This is a genomic window from Mesobacillus sp. LC4, from assembly GCF_053543455.1.
Genome location: NZ_JBGCUB010000001.1, coordinates 404,400 through 427,419 on the forward strand (window position 1 = coordinate 404,400; position 23,020 = coordinate 427,419).

Sequence of the window (23,020 nt, forward strand, 5' to 3'; positions counted from 1 at the left end):
TATAACAGGGCTCAATCAGGAAAGGAAAAATTGTACTCAACGCAATGTGTTTTTTCTTAATTCGGCAAGCGTATATTTCGTCCCGCGCCAGATGATGCCACCTCTTTTAAAAGTCAGGTAGCTGGCTCTCAGGATGGAGAATATGAACAGCAGGGCAGTGAACGGAAGGACAAAGAACAGCCATGGTGAAAATCGTGTCATCTTCTTTGTTACCATCACATAAAGAAAAGCCAGGAATACGAGATTAACGGCACTGAGGAGTGCAACTGATTGATTGCTTGAAAAAAGAGTAAAGAAAGGTACCACCTGGGAAACAAAGACCCCGAACACCGAAAACAGCACCATGCTGATCCTGTAGTGAAGGCCGGCGAAGGTGTTCTTCTCCAGGCCTGCTAAAGCATCCCTTAAGCTCTGATACCACTCCACTTCGATGAGCGTCATAGCGGTGACAATTCGCTGCTTGAGGCCTAGTCGCTTTACCATCATTCCCAGCTGCAAATCATCATCAGGCCGCATCTTTATATATTCATGTGTACCGACTTTCTCATAGGCCGACCGGGTAATCATATTAAATGCACCGATCCCGACTCCCGTTTTCGAACGTGGATTATTGCCGAGCCATGGCCGCTTGTAATAAGAAAAGCCGAATAAGAAGAAAGCAACAAAGGCCTTCAGCCAGAACGGCTTTGCGCTGAGGTTTGGGGCGGCGGTCAAATGATCAAGGCCATGTTTCTCGAAATAGCCAACTCCTTTAGAAAAAGCCTCTGGATGATACAAAACATCGGCGTCTGTAAATAAGATTAGATTCCCTGTCGCATACTGATAGCCTTTATAGAGTGCGTGGTTCTTGCCAAGCCACCCATCTGGCAAACTCTCGATATGGATTACTTTGATTCTCGAATCGAAGCTTTTCAGGTTTTCCATCACTTCTCCGGTGCCATCCTCGGACCGGTCATTGACCAGGAGCCACTCAGTATTTTTGTAGGTTTGGTTCAGCTGCGTGCGAACGCTTTGTGAAATATGTTCTTCTTCATTCCTGGCAGCCACGATCACGCTTAGCTTTTGTCCCTGCGCGACAGTCTCGGCCTTTTCGAGCGAATCCAATTTCCTGAAACCAATCAAGGCATCGATTGTCGCCAAAATCCAAATGATTAAAGTTAACGACAGTAAGGTTAGAATCACCATGTACACGTCCCTGTTGTTTTTCTCCATTGTAGAGAAACAGGGGGCACTTTTCAATTCTTATAGCGGGCGGTTTGCAGCTGCCAGTTGATCGCCAAGCAGGTGGCCAAGCCTTTTTGATTGAGCGGTGGCTTCCTTGATGCAGGATACGAAAGCTGATTGGACGCCATGCTGCTCGAGAATGGTGATGCCTGCTTCCGTCGTGCCTCCCGGGCTGGTGACCTCAAAGCGAAGCTGGGCTGGCTCTTTGTCAGATTGCGTCAGCATCTCAGCTGCGCCCAGCAGCGTCTGGATAATCAGCTGCTTTGCTGTCTGCTTTTCGAGACCGATTTCAGCCGCGCTTTTTTCCATCGCTTCCACAAGATAATAAATATAGGCAGGGCCGCTTCCTGATAGCCCTGTAACGGCATCGAGCTGGTATTCCTCTACAATCGTCGTCAGGCCTACAGTGTTAAAAAGCTCCTGCACCAGCATCCTTTGTGCTTCACTTACATGGGAGTTCACTGCCAGGGCAGTTGCCGATTTGCCAATTGCTGCCGAGGTGTTTGGCATCGCCCTTACCACAGCGAGCGATTTTTCTGCAGCCCTTTCAATGGCATCGATCGAAACTCCAGCGAGTACCGAAATGATCAGCATCCCCTCGGGTAAATAAGATTTAATCTCCTCAATCGCACCTGCTGCATCTTTGGGTTTCATGGCCAGGACGACTGCATCAGCGTCTTTAAAAAGCATTTCATAGTCATATGTCGCTTTTATTCCGTATTTCTGCTTCAGAGTTTTTAATCTGTCTGTATCCTGTCTATTCGTGACCCACATTTGCTCTCCCGGAAGAAGCCCGCTTGCCCCTATTCCGGAAATCATCGCTTCTGCCATCGAACCAGCCCCAACAAAAACAAGCTTCTTCATCAAGATCGCCTCCATAATATTTCTTCGTTTGTTACAACTTTCACTGAAAAAACAAAAAGGCCCTTCATCCCAAAAAAGGACGAAAGGCCATGCTTCCGTGGTACCACCTTCATTCACTTCCTCGGCCAGCGCCGAATAAGTGCAGCTCAATATCCGTTAACGCCGGCTTACGTCCAGGTTTGCCTGGCAGCTCGCAAGGTAGGGTTCAACATGAAGAGGGCGGCGGAGCCTTTCAGCCGGCGGACTCCACTCTCTGGCACCATTCCTGTCTACTCGTCTTGCTCAAATGCTTTTAAAAGTTTACGAAATTTTAATAGTGATTATGCAAGATGGACAACCCTTATGTCAAGTAGTATTTTAATTAATTTTTAGTTTTTTCAGAAAATATAAAGTCAAAATAATGACAATTGACTGCTTTAAATGTAAACTTATTTTTATATTGGAAAAATACCAAGACCCGGTAGGTTAATTGATTATCTTTATAGTCAATCAGTTTATCTTATAGAAAAATAATATTTTGGGGTGTATGGATCATATGGCTGAATGGAAAGATGGAATTGCCAAACTGACTTTGCCGACGCCTTTTCCGGTCGGTGATGTGAACGCATATTTAATTAAAGGGGACAGATTGACACTTGTGGATGCCGGTACGAAAACGGAGCAGTCCTGGGAGTCGTTCAAATCCCAGCTTGCGGATTTGAAACTGAAGCCGGAAGATATTGAACAGGTCATCCTGACACATGATCATCCGGACCATGTAGGAATGCTGGATTATTTATCGCCAGATCTCAGCGTATTTGGCCACTACCTGAATGAAAGGTGGATCAACAGGACTTCTGAATTTGAGAAAGAACATCAGGAGTTTTATGAGGAATTCTTTTTGCAATCAGCAATACCACAACAATATTTCGTGCCATCGATGAAAATCATGAAAAAGACATTGGTATTTTCATGCAATCGCTCGTTGACTGGGACTATTTCGGAAAATGACGTTCCGCCAGCGCTGCCAGGGTGGAGGGTGATCGAGACACCGGGACATGCCCAAAGCCATATCGTGCTCTTGCGCGAAAAAGACGGCACAATGATTGCCGGGGATACAATCCTTGCGGGGATTTCACCGAACCCATTGCTTGAGCCGCCGCTGCCAGGCGAAACGGACAGGCCAAAGCCGCTGGTCCAATATAATATGTCATTGAAAAAACTGCAGCAGTACCCGATCGGACTAGTATACACCGGTCATGGAACGGAGATAACAGAATTGCAAAGCCTGATTGAAAAAAGGCTGGCCCGCCAGCATGACCGGGCATGGCAGGTAAGGGGAATGCTTGAAGGCAGGGAGCTCACTGTATTTGAGATTTGCAAACTGCTCTTCCCGACAGTTTATGAGCGTGAGCTGAATCTGACCATTTCGGAAACAGTCGGCCAGCTTGATTATTTACAATCCCTGGACGCAATTTCAGTCAGGGAAGAAGGTACCTCCTTCGTTTATACAGCAAAATGAGGTGAATGAAGATGCCATCCTTAAAAGGGAAAAATATTATCATTACCGGAGCTTCCGGGGGAATAGGGGCCGAGATTGCCACACTTTGTGCAGCGCGCGGTGCGAATCTCGTCCTTTTGGCCCGGAGCATCGATAAACTGGAGAATTTAAAAAAGGAATTACAATCGAAGTATGCAATCAATGTCCATGCCCAGCAGCTGGATGTGTCAGATCCTGAAGCAATCAAGCGGGTCTTCACAGAAGTGCTTTCAGATATCCGCTATGTGGATATACTGGTCAACAATGCAGGCTTTGGCATTTTTGACTATGCACACGAAGCGAAAATTGATGATATCAAAACGATGTTCGATGTCAATGTCGTCGGCTTGATGGCATGTACCTCGATGGTGCTGCCTGCAATGAAACAGAGAAGAAGCGGACATATCATCAATATTGCTTCCCAGGCTGGCAAGATTGCCACGCCTAAGTCAAGTGTCTATTCAGCCACAAAGCATGCCGTGCTTGGATACACAAACAGTCTGCGGATGGAGGTTGCTGATGACAATATCTATGTCACTTCAGTCAATCCTGGCCCAATCGCGACGAACTTCTTTGAGGTCGCGGATAAACAAGGAACCTACGTCAAAAACGTTAAACGTTTTATGCTGCAGCCAGAATACGTGGCGAAACAAGTAGTCAATCACATGATGACGAGAACACGTGAAATCAACCTGCCTCGCTGGATGAGTCCAGGAAGCATTTTTTATTCTTTGTTTCCACGCACATTTGAACTTTTCGGCAAAAGGGTTTTCAATCAGAAATAAGCCGTCGATGATCTGTTCCAAAAGAATACCTTTGATGACCGCCTTGGAAAATTTTTGGCGGTTTTTTCAATTTTTTAAAACTTTTTTCCGGGTTCGATGTCTAATTGATAGAGACAAAGTCAGGGGGAGACATTTTGGAGCTTCAAGAACTCGTACAGAGAGCAAAAAAAGGAGATGAAGCGGCATTTTACGAATTGATGCAGCTTCATAAAGTGCGCCTGTACCGGATTGCCCTCAGCTATCTGAAAAATAGCGAGGATGCGGTCGAAGCGCTGCAGGAGGTAACCTACAGAGCGTTCCGTTCAATCCGGAAAGTGAAGGAACCGCAGTATTTCACGACATGGCTGACCAGGATTCTGTTGAATTACTGCAATGATGAATTAAAAAAGAGGAAGAGAATCCTCATCAGCGATGATCTCATCAGCTTGATGGGCGCCGATCACCAGTCCAGCTGGCTTGAGGTCGAGGAAGTCATCGGCAAGCTTGATTCCAAAACAAGGCAGGTCATCGAATTAAAATATGTTCATGATTTTAAAATCAAGGAAATCGCCGAGATACTCGAATGTCCAGAAGGCACCGTGAAGACTTGGCTGAATAAAGGGCTGAAGGAACTTCGCGGGCAGCTCGAAGATAAGGGAGGATTGGGCTATGCTTAATGCCGAAGAAAAAAAGCTGACACAGGCTCAGGCCGCACTTGAGAATATCGAAGTTCCGGAATTGCAGCTGGATGGGGCCATCGCAGCCGGAATCAGCAAGGGGAAAAGGAAGCGGAAGAAAAACCTTTTCGTCATTAGGACATTTGCATCAGCAGCGATCCTGGTATTTGTTTTTACCGCGTTGCTGAGGACGTCAGAAACATTTGCTACGTATGTCACCGCGATACCTGGGATGGAAAAGGTTGTCGAGCTTGTCCGCTATGATAAAGGGCTGACAGCAGCCGTTGAAAATGATTTTGCGCAAAAAATCGGTGTATCTGATGAACATGACGGCCTTAAGGTCACATTAGATTCGGTCATTGTCGATGAGCAGATGATGGTGATGTTTTATAAGATTGATTCTTCAGGCGGGCACAAGAAAATTTCGGTTGAGAGCCTGAGATTGACCGACAGTGATGGAAATAACATCGAAGAAACCATCTCTTCTTTTGGCGGATGGATAGATGATTCACAGAATAACGAGCAGCTGCTTCAGGCAACATATGAGTTTTATGGAAACAACCTTCCGGAAAATTTGAAACTCAGTATTGAGCTTGCTGAAGGAGAAGCAGAAGATGGCCAGCCACTGGCTAAGCTTGATGACACGTGGGTACTTCCATTTTCGATTGATAAAGAAGCATTCAAGAATAAAAAAGAAGTGTTTGAGTTAAACGAGACAGTCGAGTTCGAAGGACAGAAAATCACTATTGAAAAAGTGTCCATTTACCCTACGAGAATTGGGGTTACGGCCCATTTTGATGAACAGAACACCAAGCATGTTTTTGGCTTTGAGGATTTGAGGCTTGTGGATGAAACAGGAGAAGAATGGGCTGCGACCAACAATGGAACCATCATCAGCCATTCGGAGGAGAACACGAAAGAGTTTTACCTGCAGAGCAATTATTTTAAAAAACCAAAGGAGCTTTTCCTTCGCTTCAATTCTGTGCGCGCACTTGATAAAAAGGAGCTTGAGATCATTGTTGATCCCGATAACCTGGAAATCGTGAAGGCTCCAAGTGATGGCCGATTACTTAAAGTCAGCAGGGAAGAAGATCAGTTGATGCTTACCTTCCAAAGGAATTCAAAGGAAGGACATACCAATATTTCTTTTGAACAGGCAGTCGATTCGAATGGAGATGAAATTGGTGACGGCTCTGCGTCTTTCAGATGGAGCACGAATGAACTGCCGGTTGATATTTTAATCCCTTACTTCGGTGAAGGAGCAGCACCGGGCCCTATTACCCTAAAGCTGAATGACTATCCCGCAACAATCAAAGGCGAAGCAAATATCAAGTTAAAATAATCAAAGGCTGTCCTGTTTGCAGGGCAGCCTTTGCCATTCCGGAAATTTTTTTACGTTGATAAAAATTCATATACCGCATCATTGATGATGTCATGAAAATCTGCCTCAGGTTCCTCTTTTTTCTGTTCCACAATCTTTATGTGAATCTCATCGAATTCCGCCTCGCTGAACGGCAGTGAACCTTCATGACGGTACTGGACGAAGCATTTCTGGAGCATTTTACGAATGAGTTCTTTATCCATCTAAACAGCACCTCTCCACCTGATTATACTCGGAAGCTTGCTCTGGAAACACCCTTCCGTAAAAATCTCCATTCCTGGCATCACTCACCATTTACACCTTAATTAAGTCAGTCACCCGGAAAATTACCATTGAAACCGAACGCATATTCGCTTAATATAATGGGTATAATGAAACAGAACAGATGTTCTTATTTTTGGCAGATGCCCTGCGGAAAGGAGAGAAAGCATGGTCGATTACAGCGAAATGCCGCAAAACAAAATTTTATGTGTGGATATGAAGAGCTTCTATGCGAGTTGTTCCGCCGTGATGCTCGGCCTCGACCCTCTTGACTGCTACCTGGCTGTCGTAGGCAATCTTGACCGCCCGGGAAGCGTCGTCCTCGCAGCCTCACCGCGTTTGAAAAAGGAGTTTGGCATCAAGACTGGATCACGGAAATTTGAAATTCCCGATGATCCGCGGATTGTTGTCGTTGATCCACAGATGTCCACCTACCTGCGAATCTCTACAGAAATCTCCCGCGTATTCAATCGCTATGTCCCGAAGGAAGCCATCCATACCTACAGTGTCGATGAAAGCTTCATAAAGGTAGACGGAGCTTCGAAGCTTTGGGGAGACGCGGCTTCAATCGCAAAAAAAATCAAAGACGATATTGAGCGCGAATTCCAGCTTCCCTGTGCAATTGGAATCGGGCCGAACATGCTGATGTCGAAGCTCTGTCTCGACCTTGATGCAAAGAAGAAGGGCATTGCTGAATGGACCTATGACGATGTCCAGACAAAGCTGTGGAACGTCTCACCTCTTAGGGAAATGTGGGGAATCGGCCGCCGCGTCGAGAAAACTTTGAACAGCATGGGGATTTTTACAGTCGGCCAGCTGGCCCGCTATGATCTTGAGAAGTTGGAGAAAAAGTTCGGCATCATGGGCAACCAGCTGTACTGGCATGCATGGGGAATCGATTTTTCGGATATCGGCGCGCCAATCATGGAAGGGCAGGTCAGCTTCGGAAAAAGCCAGATCCTGCTTCGCGACTATAAGGAAGAAAAGGAAATCAAGCATGTCATCCTCGAAATGTGCGAGGAGGTCGCTCGCAGGGCAAGGAGCCATGGGAAAGCAGGCCGGACCATCAGCTTCGGAGTTGGCTATAGCCAGGATGAATTTGGCGGAGGCTTCCATCGTTCAAGGACAATTGATGAGCCGACAAATATCACGATGGATTTATATCGTGTCTGCCTTGAGCTTTTTGCCGAGAATTATGCAGGAAAAACGGTACGGAGTATTTCCATCGCACTCGGGAATCTCGTCACTGACAGCGAATTCCAATTGAATCTTTTTGAAAAAAACGGCTGGAAAAAGAAAGAACTTGGCTACGCAATGGACCGGATCCGCAGCCGTTACGGCTCGACAGCGCTCCTAAGGGCAGTATCCTATACGGCAGCCGGAACAGCAAGGCATCGCGCCGCACTCGTTGGCGGGCATAAGGGTTGATAAAAGGAGGAGGAGAGCAAGATGATTCGCGACCGCGGAAGAATTAAATGGACATCAATGATGCTTCCTGAACATGTCAAGATGCTGCGTGACTGGTCACAGGAGGACGAATATGAAAAGGAAAAGCAGCTGGATGAACAGCAGCTGGAGCAATTGAATGATACGATCCTCGAAGCAATGGAGTATAACCGCCCGCTCAGCATCACCTATTACAGGCAAAGAAAATATGAATTGGTGATCGGAAAAATCCATTATTGGAATGAACTTGGGCAGAAGCTCCATATAGTTGACCGATTCGAAGAAATCCATCGGATCGGGATTTCCAGCATTGCCGATGTCAGGCTTACGGAAGAATGGTAATCAAATCTCAAGCAACTCCACGGGCCCTCTTATAAGAGTGGTTCGGTGAAATGAATCCCCATAAAAAAGAGCAATGGATGAACCATTGCCCTCAAATGAATTATTCCGTTTCATCCGCTTGCGGAGCACGGACAGCCGATTCAAATTTCCCTTTATGGGAAGCATCGCAGAACGGCATGTTCTTGCTCATGCCACAGCGGCAAAGCGAGAAAACAGGCTTTGTTTCATACTTATTGCCGGCACCATCCAGCAATTCAACATCACCAGTAATCCTTAATGAACCATTATCATTTACTTTAATCGTTACTTTTGACAAATAAAGCACTCCTTTCCAAATTGTCAGAATTATATTTGATAGTAAGAGTTAAACGGAAAAAAAGCAAGACATTTCGGCAAAGGGTTCTGAAACGTAAAAATTTCCTCACTATGATAAAATGAAGCATCGGAAGGGGATGGCGAGCATGAAGTTGAAAATCACCGAAGCAGCATCGAACAAATTAAACGAAAAAATGTCAGGCAAACAAGGATATGTAAAATTGAAATACGATATAGATGGATGCGGCTGTGCAGTAAATGGAGTAGCTGCCCTCTGGTTTGAAAGCGAGAAAAATGTGGAAGAACATCAAATAGAAACGGGCGGAATTCCGATTTACATTGAAAAATCCAAAGAGGTCTTTTTTGATGAGGAAATGACGCTGGATTATAAAGCTAGCAATGGATGTTTCCAGTTAAAGAGCCCGAATGAATATTTAAATCCAAGAATGAGCTTTCATGATAAAAGAAGGTTATGAGTTTACAAAAAATTGAAAAAAAGGTTAAATAAGAGAGAGGAATGCAGAAATACATAGAAGTTTGACGCAAAGGCAGGGGAGAAAGATGGGGAAATTGTGGAGGTCAGCGATCACCATTTTATGCGTGCTGGTGCTATCGGCGTGTGCCTATAAAACTGCAGGGGAAGCAATCCAAAACGATATTCCGTTCAACATCAAACAAATCGTCCACAAGGAAAAGGTGGAGGATGGATATCTCATCTTTTACACAACAGAGCAAAAAGAAGGCTCAAACAGATTTGACGCGCTGGCAGTCGCCTATATCAAAGGCAGCGAAAAAGAAGGCTGGGAAAATGCGGGGCATAACCACTGGACTTATTATAAAAGTGATTTCATGATCCTTTATGCCGACACTTTCACAACCTTTGATGAAGACGGAACATTGGACACAAAGATTCCCGTGATTTTCGGTAAGGTCGTGAATCCGGATATCAAAACAATTGAAGCAGCAGGACCAGATGGCAAGTTTACCAAAATAGAAATCTTAGAAAAAGAAAACGAACGCTTTTACTACGCAATTGGCGATTACAAGGAAGTCAGGGCATTAGACGGCGCAGGAAAAGAAGTGGATCGCCAGGGAGAAAAACAATAAAAGATTGGCTCAGCAGATGAGCCAATCTTTTTTTGCGCTCAATAGACAAGTGACAGTGCGCCTAATGAGGCCTAGCGAAAGAGGGAAAATGCCCATAGAAAGGCTCTATCGGACAAATGGAAGCCGGAGCGGAAGGAAAATGTCCGATAGGAAGGCTCTATCGGACAAACGGAAGCCGGATCGGAAGGGAAATGTCCGATAGGAAGGCTCTATCGGACAAACGGAAGCCGGATCGGAAGGAAAATGTCCGATAGGAAGGCTCTATCGGACAAACGGAAGCCGGACTAGAAGAAAAGTGTCCGATAGAAGGGCTCTATCGGACAAATGGAAGCTGGAACGGAAGAAAAATGTCCGATAGATAGAAGGAGTCTATCGAATACATCTGAGTTGATAACGAACCACAGCTTAGGTTACATACTCGCTCAATCCGTACCTGTGGTTTCATGGTCAGCAAAGACATACTCCTCAAGGAATTCATCGAGCACTTTTTCATACTGCTCCCGGTTCTCACTATAGGATTGGGCATGGAGTCCGTTTTCGGCCATGAACAGCTTCTTCGGTCCTTGTTTCTGTTCGAACAATGCCTCAGTCATTGATGGCAGGATGAAATCGTCCTTACGGCTGTGGACGAACAGGATCGGGTTTTTAATATTTTCGATAACCGCAATAGGCGATACCTGACTTAAAGAATATTTATCACGGATACGGACGAACATGCTGGCGACTGGCAGCAATAGTTTTGGAGGCAAAAACTTGACCTCTTCCTTGATGCGGTATGCGAGCTGTTCGCTGAAGTCGGAAAATGGGCAATCGGCCACATAGAAGTCCGCACCGTCCTCAAGCATGCCAGCATAAAGTAGGAGGGTTGCGGCTCCCATTGACTCCCCGTGGATGCCCAGAAGCAAATCGGGACCTTTTTCTTCCCTTAGCCAGTCTACCACCGATTTCAGGTCGAACTTCTCATAATATCCATAGCTGGTGGTCTTCCCGCCGGATTCTCCATGACGGCGGTGGTCATAGATAACCGCATTGAAGCCCCTGTTCAGGAACAAATTCATATATTTTACAGAATTGGTCTTGCTCTGGGTTACCCCATGAGCAATGATGATGTAGCGGTTTGTGTCATGTGGCTCAACAAGGACAGCCTTCAATGAGTAACCAAAAGAGGATGGAATCGTGACTTCCCTTTTTGGCAGGGATTCGTATTCATCAGGCACCAGATGCCCGGCTTCCGTTTCTCGATTGAAGATTTCTTCGTCGTCTTTCCTTTTTAAGAACATGACTTTATTGGATATGAAAACCCCGAGCGAGGTAAGAATCAACAAGAAAGAAAATAGCACGCGGAACGCTCTTCTCAAGCTCAACCCTCCGATAATCTGTTTTCTTTATTTTACCATTAGAATCAGTAATACAAACAGGAAAAAGACCGCCGAACCGGCGGTCCACTATAACTTATTGTTGTGAATTTTGGCGCTTTGTCGGATGAAGCGCTTTTTCAAGATCTTCGACGGCAATCTGCTGTTTTACACTATCTGCATTTGGCTTGCCTTGCTGGCTGTAGCCTTTGTCCCGTTTTTGGCTCATGCAACATGCTCCCTTCTTCTAAATTACCTCATCTAATAAGATGGATTTTAAATCAGGAGCTTATGCAAAAAGTTAAACAGTAACAGAATTCAGCTTGAAATAGGTGCTTTCAATCGGCCTTGAGAGGTGAGGCTTGACCACCTCGATGGCATTGAGCATCTTCTCAAGGTCAACCCCGGTTTCAATCCCCATCCTGTGCAGCATATAGACGACATCCTCAGTAGCGGCGTTGCCTGCAGCACCTGGGGCGAATGGGCATCCGCCAAGGCCGCCTGCAGAAGTGTCGAATCGGGTGACTCCTGCCTGGAGAGAGGCGAGAATATTTGATAGAGCCAGCTTCCTTGTATCATGGAAATGCGCAGTCAGCAGCACATCGGGATAGGCATCCTTCAATTTGGCAAATAAAGAATAGGACTCATGAGGTGCCGCCATGCCAATTGTATCGGCCACACTCAGTTCATCGACCCCGGCACGAACGAACTCACCGCAAAGTGCAAGCACTTCATCTTCATCTACCTTGCCTTCATATGGGCAATAAAAAGCAGTGGAGATGCATGCACGCACAAAATAGACCTTCTCTTTAAGCTCAACAATCAGCGGGAGAACCTCGGCAAGGCTCTCAGAAGTTGATTTGTTAATATTTTTCTCGTTAAACGTATTGCTGACACCAACGAAGACAGCGACTGCCTTGCATTCGGTCATATAGACGCGCTCAATCCCCTTTTTATTAGGAGCGAGGACGATATTCCTGGTGTCGCTATCAAGGCAGTCAGCTACGATTTCTGCTGCATCCCCCATCTGCGGCACCCATTTAGGGGAGACGAAGGAAGTAAGCTCCATCTCTTTGATGCCGGCACCCTTCAGCGTAGTGATAAATTCTTTTTTTACTTCCGTAGGAACAAAACTCTTTTCATTTTGGAGCCCATCTCTCGGGCCTACTTCAATTATTTCAACCTTCTTGGGAAGCTGAAGCATTTGATATACCCCTCCTCTTAAGATATCTTAATTGTAAATAGAATATTTTTAAAAATGCAAGAATAAATAAAATTTTGATAAAATAAAAGGGATTTTATCAAAAGCAATAGAAGTTAATAAAATGTGAGAATCAGAGAAAGGGTGAGCAGTTTGAGCAAGACTGAAGCAGTAATCGTAGCTGCAGTAAGAACGGCTATTGGCAGCTTTAATGGGAGTTTGAAGAATATTTCCGCACCAGATCTAGGTGCTGCGGTAATTAAAGATGCATTGAAGCAGGCGGGTGTCCAGCCTGATCAAGTGGATGAGATCATCATGGGCAATGTCCTCCAGGCAGGTCTTGGGCAGAATCCGGCGAGGCAGGCAGCGATTAAGGCGGGCATTCCTGAAAGCGCTTCCTCTATGACGATCAATAAAGTATGTGGTTCAGGATTGAAGGCCGTACATCTGGCAGCACAGGCAATTATCGCCGGAGATGCTGAGGTTGTCGTAGCCGGCGGAATGGAGAATATGAGCCAGGCTCCATATTTATTGAAAAACGCACGTGATGGATTCAAGATGGGTGACCAAAAGCTTGTCGACAGTATGATCTCGGACGGACTGTGGTGTGCGTTCAATGATTACCACATGGGAGTGACCGCAGAGAATTTATGCTCTCGATACGATATCGGCCGTGGAGAACAGGACGAGTTCGCAGCATCCAGCCAGGAAAAGGCTGCAAAAGCGATTGAAGAAGGAAAGTTCAAAGATGAGATCGTACCGATTGAAATTCCTCAGCGAAAAGGGGATCCGGTTGTTTTTGATACAGATGAATATCCGAAAAAAGGAACAACTGCAGAAAAGCTTGGCGGACTGCGTCCTGCATTCAAAAAGGATGGGAGCGTAACAGCAGGGAATGCGTCAGGAATCAATGACGGAGCTGCAGCTCTCGTTGTAATGAGCAAGGCAAAAGCAGAGGAGCTTGGCCTGAAACCGCTTGTTGTAATCAGGGCAAACGCAAGTGCTGGTGTTGATCCAAGTGTCATGGGCATCGGACCGGTTGACGCAGTGAAAAAAGCTTTGAATAAAGCGGGCATGACGATGGAAGACATGGAGCTGATCGAGGCGAATGAAGCGTTTGCCGCACAGTCACTCGCTGTCGACCGTGAGTTGAATTTCAATAAGGAAATCCTGAACGTGAATGGCGGAGCAATAGCTCTAGGCCATCCGATTGGGGCCAGCGGTGCAAGGATCCTGGTTACGCTGATCCATGAAATGCAGCGGAGACAAGCAAAAAAAGGTCTTGCTACGCTTTGCATCGGAGGCGGACAGGGTGTCGCCACTGTAGTGGAACTGGCATAAAACAATGAATCTTTCATTCTATTAAAAAACTCTGGCTGACTGTCATTAAGACGCCGGCCAGTGCTATCCATAGTAAAAGGGGGAAAAACGATGAAAAGAATTTGCACATCCTTTCAAGATGCCGTAGCGGATATCCAAGACGGTGCAACCTTGATGGTGGGAGGCTTCGGGCTCTGCGGTATCCCTGAAAACGCCATCCTCGCGCTTGTTGAAAAAGGAGTGAAAGACCTGACAGTCATTTCAAATAACTGCGGTGTCGACGATTGGGGGCTTGGCCTTTTGCTTAAAAACAAGCAGATCAAGAAAATGGTCGGTTCCTATGTTGGAGAAAACAAAGAGTTCGAAAGACAAGTATTGTCTGGCGAAATCGAAGTCGAATTGATTCCTCAAGGAACCCTTGCGGAAAAAATCAGGGCTGGCGGTGCTGGAATCCCGGCATTCTATACACCTGCAGGAGTGGGCACTCCAATCGCGGAGGGAAAAGAAACCCGTATGTTCAATGGCAAGGAATACCTCCTGGAAGAGTCACTGACGGCGGATTTCAGCATTGTCAGGGCTTGGAAGGGCGATAAGATGGGCAACCTTGTCTACCATAAAACGGCAAGAAACTTCAATCCAATGATAGCAGCAGCCGGCAGGGTCACGATTGCCGAAGTCGAAAATCTATATGAAGTTGGGGAATTGGAGCCGAACAGTATCCATACTCCAAGCATCTATGTCCAAACGCTGATTGAAGGAAATCAGGAGAAGCGAATTGAAAGGCTGACGGTGAGAGGTTAACTCTGGCTGAACATGAAAGGAGAAGGCTTATGATTAAAAACAAAGGGAATGTCCGGGAGAAAATCGCGCGCCGGGCGGAAAAAGAAATTCAAAATGGTTTTTACGTAAACCTTGGAATCGGAATGCCGACGCTAGTGGCAAACTTCATCTCTGATGACAAGCAAGTTGTCCTTCAATCAGAAAACGGCCTGCTCGGTATCGGCCCCTACCCAACGGAAGAAAGAGTCGATCCTGATTTGATCAATGCAGGTAAGGAAACGGTCACTGCCATTCCAGGTGCAGCGTATTTCGATTCTGCTGAGTCTTTTGCCATGATTCGCGGTGGACACATCAATATAGCGATCCTCGGCGGGATGGAGGTCGCTGAATCAGGTGATCTGGCAAACTGGATGATTCCAGGCAAGATGATCAAAGGAATGGGCGGAGCGATGGACCTTGTCCACGGTGCCCAAAAAATCATCGTCATCATGGAGCACGTGAACAAAAGCGGTGAGGCGAAAATCCTTAAGGAATGCAGCCTGCCGCTCACAGGAAAAGGCGTCGTCAATCGGATCATCACTGACATGGCGGTCATAGACGTGACACCTTTCGGATTGAAACTAGTTGAAGTAGCTTCCGGATACACAGTCGACGATGTCATCAAATCAACAGAACCTGAATTACAAGTAGACGACTCAGTCATCCTAGACGCATATTGATAAAACGGGAACGTCCTTAAAAAGGCGTTCCTTTTGCTTTAAAGAGCAGCAAACTCAGAAAAATTTTAATTGTTAGCATCCGATGGTATAATTTCATCACAAATGTTTGTATTAAATTTATTTTTATTTTATAAGCCCTGTTGATTGGAGTGGAAGGCACGTAGACTCCTGCGGGCTTAGCTGGTCAGGTGAGACCCCGCAGGAGCAAAGCGACGAGGAGGCTCAGCGCCAGCCCCGCGGAAAGCGAAGCGCCTGGAACGGAAATCAACAGACTAGTTTAACAATCCAAAATAGGCTCTCAGAATTTAAACCAAGTTACCAAAAACATAGAACCGAGGGATCAACGATGAAAAAGAAACAAAAACGCCAGCAACAAGTGAAAAAAGAAGATAAGCCAGCAACACTTGGCGATCTCCTGAATCAGGATATCATGCAAAAGCTAAAAGCCCAGCAACAAGAGTTAAAGGACGAAGAAGAAAAGAAGAAGCAGGCAGAACTGGAGCGCAAGAAGGAGGAGAAGCGTTTAAGGGAAAAGAATAAATCGTTTGAAGAATTGCTTTCCGAGAGCGACATGGATTGGAAGAAGTTCAAATGACCCGGAGAAGAGTGGAAGTTGTTCCATACAATCCCGAGTGGGAAACTCTTTTTGAAAATGAGAAGCATCTTCTTGAATCCATTTTTAACCGAAGAGATGTTGAAATCCATCATATCGGCAGTACATCTGTCCCGGGCCTTAGCGCCAAGCCAATCATCGACATCATGTTAGCAGCAGACACCCTTGAACAAGTTGATAAGGCGGCACCCGCGATTGTGGCAGCAGGGTACGAGGCGAAAGGGGAAAACGGCATCCCTGGGCGGCGTTATTTCCAAAAACATGACGAAAACGGAATTCGAAAAGTTCATTTGCACTCTTTTGAAAAAGGCAGCCATCAATTATACAGGCATCTTGTTTTTCGTGATTACTTAAGGGCTCACCCATCGGAAGCCAGCAAGTATGCTGGGGTAAAAGAAAAAGCTGCCCTTAAATATGAATACGATATTGATTCTTATATTGCTGAAAAGTCTCCAATCGTAAAGGAGCTTGAGCAAAAAGCAATGTTGTGGCGGCCTGAAAGATAAAGGGTTTTGCACCTGGATAAAATGTTTTGCTTCGTGTACGAAAGGGCAATTAGGTAAAAAAAGCAAAGGAGCAAAGCATTTGTTACTTATCACTTTCATATTGGCGGCTGGATTTGTTTCCATCCATTTATTTTCAAGATATTTACCTTTTCTCGACAGTGTGCCTAGAAGCAGACTGCTATCAGCTGCAGGAGGCATCTCTGTAGCCTATGTGTTCATCCACCTGCTCCCTGAGTTGAATAAACATAACGAGGTCCTTGACAGGAGTATCCAATCAGGTGCCTTAAAGTTCTTTGAAAACCATACATATATTGTTGCTATGATTGGTTTGGCCATTTTTTATGGGCTGGAACGCATGGTAAAGACCTCAAAAAAAAGGCAGCAAGAGAAACACAATATGGATCGGGCTTCAAAAGGAGTATTTTGGATCCACATCGTTTCTTTTTTTCTCTATAACAGCTTGATTGGGTATTTGCTGCTACATGGAGAGCAGGAAACAAAAATGGGACTGTTTTTTTACTTTATCGCACTGGCCGTCCACTTCATCACCAGTGACCATGCGCTCAGGGAAGCACACAAGGACATGTATGATGTTATAGGGAGATGGCTTCTGGCAGCCGCAATATTGGCAGGCTGGGCAATCGGGATTATCTGGGAAGTGAATGAAAACATTATTGCTGTCCTTTTTGCCCTTCTTGCAGGCGGAGTCATTTTAAATGTAATGAAAGAAGAGCTCCCGGAGGAAAGGGAGAGTAACTTTTGGGCATTTGCCGCTGGAATGGCAGGCTACACATTTTTATTGACGCTGGCATAGATACTGGATCCAGAGTAAAAAGGAACACTTTCGCTTTTGCAAGCGAAGGTGTTCCTTTTTTATCTATGTTGTTCATATTTATTTGCCTTTGTAATGGACTTAATTAACTTGATTTCTTCAGCAGACAGTGAAGCGGAACTCGCAGCCCTGGCATTTTCCTTGATTTGTTCAGGCGTGCTTGCTCCTGCTACAACGGAAGCTACGGAAGGTTGGGCTAAATTATATTGAATGGCGACTTCAGCAAGTGATCTTGATGAAGCGACCTTCTCTTTCAATAAAGGAAGGATCACTGCCAATTCGTCATAACTGTAATCGAGATACCCTTTGGCAGCTGCTTTCTCGAGCATCCTGTCACTGAGCATGCCTTTAGCGACCGTCCCTCTTGTTACCACACTGATGTTTTTTTCCTGAAGGAGCGGGAGCGCAACTTCTTCCGGGCGGCGGTCCAGTATGCTGAGCTGCATCATGACCGAGACTATATTTGATTTTTGAGCATATTCTCGAATGACATTTGGTCTAATGGAAGATATCCCATAAAATTTAATATAGCCTTCATCTTTCAATTCTTCAAAAGCCTCGATTGTTTCGTCAATATTGTCTTCGATTGTCCCACCGTGCAGCTGATACAGGTCAATATAATCGGTATCCAGTCTTTTCAAACTTTGCTTGACGGCTTCCTTGATATAAGCCTTTGAGGGATCCCAGGTCCAGCTGTCTTTCGCGTCAGTCCAGCGATTGCCGGCCTTTGTAGCGATGACGACTTGCTCTCTGACATTCTTTAAGACTTGTCCGACTATCTTTTCATTTTCCCCGAAGTCGTACAAATCAGCGGTATCAAAATAGTTGATTCCTTCTTCTAGGGCAGCTTCAACGACCCCCTGTGCCTTTGAAAGATCCGTTCCAAGCGACATACAACCGAGGCCGATTTCGCTGACAAACAGATCAGATGTACCCAGTTTCCGTCTCTTCATATAAAATCACTCCGTTCCAATATTGATTCCATCTTAACGGAAAAAAAGGAGTGTATTCAACTATTCAGGCCGGCGTGTATGCTGATTGACAGCGTCTACCCAATCTTTAACAAGCTCATGTTTTTTTCCATACTCTTTTAAGATGGTTTTGATTTCCCACGCCTTTCCAGCAAGAGTGATACCCTGGCCATGGACGTAAATTTTCATAGGCATACTCCTTTCAGATAAGTATGGTAAAATGTATGAGCATTTGATATCGGATTAGAACAGGAGTGGACATGTATGAAATCGCTTGAGGAAAAAACATTGAAGACAGAGCAGATTTTCACAGGAAAGGTCATAAGCCTGCAGGTAGACGATGTAGAATTGCCGAATGGAAAAACATCAAAAAGGGAAATCGTTAAGCATCCAGGGGCAGTAGCGGTCATTCCGGTCACTGCTGATAATAAAATCATCATGGTCGAACAATATAGGAAGGCTCTTGAACGGACAATCATTGAGATCCCTGCTGGCAAGCTGGAGGCAGGAGAAAATCCAGAAATTTGTGCTGCACGTGAGCTTGAGGAAGAAACTGGTTATGAATGTGCCAACATGGAATGGCTGATCTCCTTCTATACTTCCCCGGGGTTCGCAGATGAGATTATCCATGTATATAGAGCAACTGGGCTTGCTAAAAAGGCCAATCCAGCGGCAGCCGACGAGGATGAGTTTGTCAATTTGCTGGAAATAACCCTTGAAGAGGCGATCCAGCTTGTGAAAGAACAAAAAATCTTTGATGCCAAAACAGCATATGCAGTCCAGCATCTGCAATTGCAGGAAGCGTTGGAAAAGTAAATGAAGGAATACTTCGTTGATCTGCACATCCATATTGGCAGGACGAGATCAGGAAGAGCTGTTAAAATCACGGGTGCAAAATCACTCACATTCAGCAATATAATCCGCCACGCAAGGGATTATAAAGGATTGAATATGATCGGGGTCATTGACAGCCATTCACCGGAAGTGTTGGATGAAATGGAAGAGTTGCTTAAATCAGGTGAGCTGCAGGAACATCCAGAGGGTGGACTGAATTATGGCGGGATGAGTGTGATCCTTGGTTCCGAGCTTGAGATAAATGATGAAAGCACTCAGGGACCAATTCATGTATTATGCTATCTGCCAACTCTCCAAAAGATGAGAGCTTTTTCAGATTGGCTCGCAAACCACTTGAAAAATATTCATTTGAGCTCTCAAAGAGTGTATGTTTCTGGCCGTGTTTTGCAAAAAAAGGTTAAGGAACTTGGTGGTATTTTCATTCCTGCTCATGTATTTACGCCCTTTAAAAGCTTATACGGAAAAGGGGTCAGGAATTCTCTTGCAGAGGTGTTCGATGCAGACCTGATCGATGGAATTGAATTAGGCTTAAGCTCAGATACAAACATGGCAGACCAGCTGGCTGAGCTTCACCGTTATACGTTCGTGACGAATTCCGACGCCCATTCACTTGCAAAAATCGCGAGAGAATACCAGAAGATTGTAATGGCTGAACCATCTTTCAAAGAACTGGGACTTGCACTAAGCAAAGCGGAAGGCAGGGGGATCAGAGCAAATTATGGTCTGGATCCTCAGCTCGGTAAGTATCACCGGACCGTCTGTGCAGATTGCCTGGCATACAATTCCGCATTCGATGAGGCATGCACTGTTTGTGGATCTGTTAAAAAGGTGAAAGGTGTTGCTGACAGAATACTGGAACTAAGGACTTCTGAGGGAAATAATTATGAAAGGCCCCCATATATCCACCAGGTGCCGCTCGAATTCATACCAGGGCTGGGTCCGAAAATGCTAAAAAAGCTCATGAATCATTTTGGTACAGAAATGGCCGTCCTTCATTCAGTGCCATTTGACTACTTAAAACAGGTCATTCCTGAAAAAACTGCTATAACGATAGATAAGGCTAGAAAAGGCCAACTTGCGTTTCACGCAGGCGGTGGAGGAAAATACGGTAAGATAACTGATTAAATGAATCCGGTCATGTGAAATGGCCGGATTTTTGTTTCCAGCTCCAGCGTCTAGCCAGCTTTCATCCCCGAGAGTGCTCCCACGAGTCTCTTGCGAAAAGCGTTAGCTTTGAGCAGCTCGAGACGCTTGTCGGGACTGACAAGGAGCTTACGCTTTTCGTTTTCTATTAAATCTTAAAATGAAAGCTTTGCAGTCATAGACTCTCTGTCCATGCATATGATGATAGTAACCAATATGCAGGAGGAAAAGAGATGAAGAAACGAAGGTACCAGGACGTCGCAGTAACCCATTTAAGAGAATATTCCTCAATCTATCTTTTTGTCATTGTCCTGTTTTTGATGGGAGTCATATTTGGGGCCATAATAGTGAATAGCCTCAGCTTCACTCAAAAAGAGGATTTATTCTATTATTTATCGCAGTTCTTTGGCCAGGCCGCATCCGGAAAAGTAGCGGACGGAAAAGATTTATTTTTGCAAAGCTTTTTACACAATGGGAAATTCATTGGACTGATCTGGATTCTTGGAGTTTCAATCATAGGGCTTCCAGTCATACTGATTCTGCTTTTCATGAAAGGGATGGTTGTTGGCTTCACGGTCGGCTTTCTTGTTAACCAGATGCAATGGGACGGATTTCTTTTATCTTTTGTTTCCATCCTTCCGCAAAACTTCATTATTATTCCGGTATTCATCATAACAGCAACAATGGCGGTGACTTTTTCATTGAAAATGATCAGGAACCAATTTATGAAGAAAATCAACCAGCCAATCATGCCGCAATTCTTCAGATATATCTTTGCGTTTGTCGCTGCGCTTGTTTTCCTGGCTCTGGCGGCAGGAGTGGAGGCGTATTTGTCTCCAGCACTGTTGAAGGCGGTCATCAACTCCGTTAATTAAAGTAATTACTAAATAAAAATAACTATTGTTTCTTATTTGTAATAATTTTATTTTGAATCTCATTCCCCTTCTGATATAATATAAGAATAGTGGCGGGGGAGTGAGAGTTATCGAAATGGAAAACAGAATTGAGAGAATCAAGAAACAGCTGCATTCGTCCAGCTATAAATTAACGCCGCAGCGTGAAGCTACTGTTCGCGTGTTGCTTGAACATGAAGAAGACCACTTGAGCGCGGAAGATGTTTATTTGCTTGTCAAAGAGAAATCTCCTGAGATCGGTTTGGCAACAGTATACCGGACACTTGAACTGCTGACTGAACTGAAAATTGTCGATAAGATCAACTTCGGCGATGGTGTATCTCGTTACGATCTCCGCCAGGAAGGCGCTGCCCATTTCCACCATCATCTCGTCTGCATCGAATGCGGAGCAGTGGATGAAATCCAGGACGACCTTCTTGAAGATGTGGAAGAGATCGTTGAAAGAGACTGGAATTTTAAAATCAAAGATCACCGCCTGACTTTCCACGGCATTTGCCATAGATGTCAGGAAAAAGAAACAACTGAAACTGATGAATGATTCCAAAACCCTTTTTCCATTGAAGAAGGGTTTTTTATTTTCTCGTGAAATTGCCTTAGCATTAGGTATAATTCTTGTCCAAATTGGCATACAGATTAGTAAATAAGTATAGTCGAATAGAACATGACGGACTCTGAAAAAGGGGCATCCCTTGTTCTATGTGTCGGTTTGGAGGCAAGAAAAATGAAATCGTGGTTTGGATTGGTCCTGCATACATTAAAGGTGTTTATATTATTCACCGGATGCACAATCTTATTTTATTATGGTATCATGTGGATTAACGAAGAGTATGAGAGTTATCATCGATATGACGCACCAGAAGGAGCGGCTATAAAGGTGTCAGGAACTTTTGATGAAGAAAAGGGAAGTATGTTTGAAAGGCTTCTACTGTTTTATCTGAATGGGGAGTAATAAGAATGGAAGACAGGCTTGACGACTTTATCCACTTTTTAGTTGTTGAAAAGGGACTTTCGAATAACACGATCGTGTCCTATAAACGTGACTTGAACAGTTATATCACATACCTTAAAAATGTTGAACAGCTTGGGGATTTAAACGGTGTACAACGTCCCCAGATTGTTCATTTCCTGGGTCATTTGAAAGACACAGGAAAATCGTCAAAGACACTGGCAAGACATATTGCCTCAATCAGGGCTTTCCATCATTTCCTGCTGAGGGAAAAGGCAGTCGACCATGATCCCACGGTTCACATCGAGAGTCCTCAGCATGAACGGTCCTTGCCCAAGGTATTGAGCATGGAAGAGGTAGAGACACTTCTCGACAGCCCGAAACTGACTGACCATTTTGGCTATCGGGACAAGGCGATGCTGGAAATGATGTATGCTACCGGAATCCGTGTGAGCGAGCTGATCGGACTAAAATTAGCTGATGTCCATCTAACTATGGGGTTTGTCCGCTGCATGGGGAAAGGGAGCAAGGAAAGAATCATTCCTATTGGCAAAACTGCTTCAGATGCAATTGAGCAATATCTTGAAAAGGGCCGTCCGAAACTTATATCCAAAAAACACAAAGATGGCTCTTTATTTTTAAATCACCATGGGAAGGGCCTATCACGTCAGGGTTTTTGGAAAATCCTCAAACGGCTCGCGACAGAAGCGGGAATTGAAAAAGAGCTGACCCCGCATACGATGAGACATTCATTTGCCACTCACCTGCTGGAAAATGGCGCCGATCTTCGCGCTGTACAAGAAATGCTGGGCCATGCGGACATCTCGACAACCCAGATCTATACCCATGTCACGAAGACAAGATTAAAGGACGTCTATACAAAATTCCACCCCCGTGCTTAACACAGCGGGATGCCTTCCGTGTTTAATGCATTGACCGAAGAAGGCTGCGATTCACACAATAGG

29 protein-coding genes are annotated in these 23,020 nt (G+C 45.1%); 20 read left to right on the forward strand and 9 right to left on the reverse strand.

Annotation, left to right across the window (positions count from 1 at the left end):
* Positions 1 to 36: 36 nt before the first annotated feature.
* Both AB5I83_RS02005 and proC read right to left on the reverse strand, forming a co-directional pair.
* Positions 37 to 1,185 (reverse strand): glycosyltransferase, encoded by a 1,149-nt coding sequence (locus AB5I83_RS02005; protein ID WP_448972444.1) that lies wholly within the window; start codon positions 1,183 to 1,185, stop codon positions 37 to 39.
* Positions 1,186 to 1,242: 57 nt separating this feature from the next.
* Positions 1,243 to 2,088: a pyrroline-5-carboxylate reductase gene (proC, locus tag AB5I83_RS02010; RefSeq protein WP_448972446.1), complete on the reverse strand. Its 846-nt coding sequence runs from the start codon at positions 2,086 to 2,088 to the stop codon at positions 1,243 to 1,245.
* 535 nt (positions 2,089 to 2,623) lie between these two features.
* Here proC and AB5I83_RS02015 point away from each other — a divergent pair.
* The 4 genes from AB5I83_RS02015 to AB5I83_RS02030 all read left to right on the forward strand — a co-directional run bounded on the left by AB5I83_RS02015 (position 2,624) and on the right by AB5I83_RS02030 (position 6,390).
* Positions 2,624 to 3,589 carry an MBL fold metallo-hydrolase gene (locus AB5I83_RS02015; protein ID WP_448972448.1) on the forward strand — a complete coding sequence of 322 codons (966 nt, stop codon included), beginning with the start codon at positions 2,624 to 2,626 and terminating at the stop codon, positions 3,587 to 3,589.
* 11 nt (positions 3,590 to 3,600) lie between these two features.
* Positions 3,601 to 4,392 carry an SDR family NAD(P)-dependent oxidoreductase gene (locus AB5I83_RS02020; RefSeq protein ID WP_448972450.1) on the forward strand — a complete coding sequence of 264 codons (792 nt, stop codon included), beginning with the start codon at positions 3,601 to 3,603 and terminating at the stop codon, positions 4,390 to 4,392.
* 134 nt (positions 4,393 to 4,526) lie between these two features.
* The gene (locus AB5I83_RS02025) at positions 4,527 to 5,048 is read left to right on the forward strand and encodes a sigma-70 family RNA polymerase sigma factor (protein WP_448972452.1); all 522 of its coding nucleotides are present in this window, start codon (positions 4,527 to 4,529) and stop codon (positions 5,046 to 5,048) included.
* On the forward strand, positions 5,041 to 6,390 hold the full coding sequence (locus AB5I83_RS02030) for a DUF4179 domain-containing protein (protein WP_448972454.1): 1,350 nt from the start codon (positions 5,041 to 5,043) through the stop codon (positions 6,388 to 6,390). Before AB5I83_RS02025 ends, AB5I83_RS02030 begins: the two co-directional genes overlap by 8 nt.
* 50 nt (positions 6,391 to 6,440) lie before the next feature.
* On the opposite strand, the gene AB5I83_RS02035 is transcribed toward AB5I83_RS02030, so the two are convergent.
* A complete protein-coding gene (locus tag AB5I83_RS02035) occupies positions 6,441 to 6,632 on the reverse strand; it encodes a YqzH family protein (protein ID WP_448972456.1) in 192 nt (63 codons plus the stop codon).
* 226 nt (positions 6,633 to 6,858) lie between these two features.
* Between AB5I83_RS02035 and AB5I83_RS02040 the strand changes: the two genes are divergently transcribed.
* Positions 6,859 to 8,118: a Y-family DNA polymerase gene (locus AB5I83_RS02040; RefSeq protein WP_448972457.1), complete on the forward strand. Its 1,260-nt coding sequence runs from the start codon at positions 6,859 to 6,861 to the stop codon at positions 8,116 to 8,118.
* Positions 8,119 to 8,139: 21 nt separating this feature from the next.
* Positions 8,140 to 8,478, forward strand: a complete 339-nt coding sequence (locus tag AB5I83_RS02045; protein WP_448972459.1) for a YolD-like family protein — start codon at positions 8,140 to 8,142, stop codon at positions 8,476 to 8,478.
* 100 nt (positions 8,479 to 8,578) lie between these two features.
* On the opposite strand, the gene AB5I83_RS02050 is transcribed toward AB5I83_RS02045, so the two are convergent.
* Positions 8,579 to 8,827, reverse strand: a complete 249-nt coding sequence (locus tag AB5I83_RS02050; RefSeq protein ID WP_448973865.1) for a CDGSH iron-sulfur domain-containing protein — start codon at positions 8,825 to 8,827, stop codon at positions 8,579 to 8,581.
* Positions 8,828 to 8,939: 112 nt separating this feature from the next.
* Between AB5I83_RS02050 and AB5I83_RS02055 the strand changes: the two genes are divergently transcribed.
* Positions 8,940 to 9,269, forward strand: a complete 330-nt coding sequence (locus AB5I83_RS02055) for an iron-sulfur cluster biosynthesis family protein (protein WP_226642396.1) — start codon at positions 8,940 to 8,942, stop codon at positions 9,267 to 9,269.
* Positions 9,270 to 9,354: 85 nt separating this feature from the next.
* Positions 9,355 to 9,900, forward strand: a complete 546-nt coding sequence (locus tag AB5I83_RS02060; RefSeq protein WP_448972461.1) for a hypothetical protein — start codon at positions 9,355 to 9,357, stop codon at positions 9,898 to 9,900.
* Between the two features lie 422 nt (positions 9,901 to 10,322).
* Here the strand turns inward: AB5I83_RS02060 and AB5I83_RS02065 are convergent, their stop codons facing one another.
* From AB5I83_RS02065 to AB5I83_RS02075, 3 genes are all read right to left on the reverse strand, one after another.
* Entirely contained in the window at positions 10,323 to 11,258 is a 936-nt protein-coding gene (locus tag AB5I83_RS02065) for an alpha/beta hydrolase (protein ID WP_448972463.1), read from the reverse strand.
* Between the two features lie 94 nt (positions 11,259 to 11,352).
* Entirely contained in the window at positions 11,353 to 11,484 is a 132-nt protein-coding gene (locus AB5I83_RS02070) for a hypothetical protein (RefSeq protein ID WP_448972465.1), read from the reverse strand.
* A 72-nt stretch (positions 11,485 to 11,556) separates the two neighbouring features.
* Positions 11,557 to 12,459 carry a hydroxymethylglutaryl-CoA lyase gene (locus AB5I83_RS02075; RefSeq protein WP_448972467.1) on the reverse strand — a complete coding sequence of 301 codons (903 nt, stop codon included), beginning with the start codon at positions 12,457 to 12,459 and terminating at the stop codon, positions 11,557 to 11,559.
* Positions 12,460 to 12,609: 150 nt separating this feature from the next.
* Between AB5I83_RS02075 and AB5I83_RS02080 the strand changes: the two genes are divergently transcribed.
* The 6 genes from AB5I83_RS02080 (at position 12,610) to AB5I83_RS02105 (ending at position 17,208) form a co-directional block, all read left to right on the forward strand.
* Positions 12,610 to 13,797: an acetyl-CoA C-acetyltransferase gene (locus tag AB5I83_RS02080; protein ID WP_448972468.1), complete on the forward strand. Its 1,188-nt coding sequence runs from the start codon at positions 12,610 to 12,612 to the stop codon at positions 13,795 to 13,797.
* A 90-nt stretch (positions 13,798 to 13,887) separates the two neighbouring features.
* Positions 13,888 to 14,577 (forward strand): CoA transferase subunit A, encoded by a 690-nt coding sequence (locus AB5I83_RS02085; RefSeq protein ID WP_226085277.1) that lies wholly within the window; start codon positions 13,888 to 13,890, stop codon positions 14,575 to 14,577.
* A gap of 29 nt (positions 14,578 to 14,606) precedes the next feature.
* The gene (locus tag AB5I83_RS02090; RefSeq protein ID WP_448972470.1) at positions 14,607 to 15,275 is read left to right on the forward strand and encodes a CoA transferase subunit B; all 669 of its coding nucleotides are present in this window, start codon (positions 14,607 to 14,609) and stop codon (positions 15,273 to 15,275) included.
* Between the two features lie 346 nt (positions 15,276 to 15,621).
* Positions 15,622 to 15,870 carry a YqkE family protein gene (locus tag AB5I83_RS02095; RefSeq protein ID WP_167831445.1) on the forward strand — a complete coding sequence of 83 codons (249 nt, stop codon included), beginning with the start codon at positions 15,622 to 15,624 and terminating at the stop codon, positions 15,868 to 15,870.
* The gene (locus AB5I83_RS02100) at positions 15,867 to 16,394 is read left to right on the forward strand and encodes a GrpB family protein (protein ID WP_448972472.1); all 528 of its coding nucleotides are present in this window, start codon (positions 15,867 to 15,869) and stop codon (positions 16,392 to 16,394) included. The genes AB5I83_RS02095 and AB5I83_RS02100 overlap by 4 nt, the downstream gene beginning before the upstream one ends.
* A gap of 79 nt (positions 16,395 to 16,473) precedes the next feature.
* On the forward strand, positions 16,474 to 17,208 hold the full coding sequence (locus tag AB5I83_RS02105) for a hypothetical protein (RefSeq protein ID WP_448972474.1): 735 nt from the start codon (positions 16,474 to 16,476) through the stop codon (positions 17,206 to 17,208).
* A 59-nt stretch (positions 17,209 to 17,267) separates the two neighbouring features.
* Here AB5I83_RS02105 and AB5I83_RS02110 read toward each other — a convergent pair whose 3' ends face one another.
* Positions 17,268 to 18,179 (reverse strand): aldo/keto reductase, encoded by a 912-nt coding sequence (locus tag AB5I83_RS02110; RefSeq protein ID WP_448972476.1) that lies wholly within the window; start codon positions 18,177 to 18,179, stop codon positions 17,268 to 17,270.
* A 60-nt stretch (positions 18,180 to 18,239) separates the two neighbouring features.
* Positions 18,240 to 18,386, reverse strand: a complete 147-nt coding sequence (mciZ, locus tag AB5I83_RS02115; RefSeq protein WP_167831442.1) for a Z-ring formation inhibitor MciZ — start codon at positions 18,384 to 18,386, stop codon at positions 18,240 to 18,242.
* A 75-nt stretch (positions 18,387 to 18,461) separates the two neighbouring features.
* Here mciZ and AB5I83_RS02120 point away from each other — a divergent pair, with 75 nt between their 5' ends.
* The 6 genes from AB5I83_RS02120 to xerD all read left to right on the forward strand — a co-directional run bounded on the left by AB5I83_RS02120 (position 18,462) and on the right by xerD (position 22,957).
* Positions 18,462 to 19,013: an NUDIX hydrolase gene (locus tag AB5I83_RS02120; protein WP_226642380.1), complete on the forward strand. Its 552-nt coding sequence runs from the start codon at positions 18,462 to 18,464 to the stop codon at positions 19,011 to 19,013.
* On the forward strand, positions 19,014 to 20,177 hold the full coding sequence (locus tag AB5I83_RS02125) for an endonuclease Q family protein (protein ID WP_448972478.1): 1,164 nt from the start codon (positions 19,014 to 19,016) through the stop codon (positions 20,175 to 20,177).
* A gap of 251 nt (positions 20,178 to 20,428) precedes the next feature.
* Positions 20,429 to 21,070, forward strand: a complete 642-nt coding sequence (gene spoIIM, locus AB5I83_RS02130) for a stage II sporulation protein M (RefSeq protein WP_448972480.1) — start codon at positions 20,429 to 20,431, stop codon at positions 21,068 to 21,070.
* Between the two features lie 115 nt (positions 21,071 to 21,185).
* Positions 21,186 to 21,647 (forward strand): ferric iron uptake transcriptional regulator, encoded by a 462-nt coding sequence (fur, locus tag AB5I83_RS02135; RefSeq protein ID WP_167831438.1) that lies wholly within the window; start codon positions 21,186 to 21,188, stop codon positions 21,645 to 21,647.
* Positions 21,648 to 21,830: 183 nt separating this feature from the next.
* Complete coding sequence (locus AB5I83_RS02140) at positions 21,831 to 22,058, forward strand: YqzK family protein (protein WP_167831437.1); 228 nt, start codon at positions 21,831 to 21,833, stop codon at positions 22,056 to 22,058.
* A gap of 5 nt (positions 22,059 to 22,063) precedes the next feature.
* A complete protein-coding gene (gene xerD / locus AB5I83_RS02145) occupies positions 22,064 to 22,957 on the forward strand; it encodes a site-specific tyrosine recombinase XerD (protein WP_448972483.1) in 894 nt (297 codons plus the stop codon).
* The last annotated feature ends 63 nt before the right edge of the window (positions 22,958 to 23,020 follow it).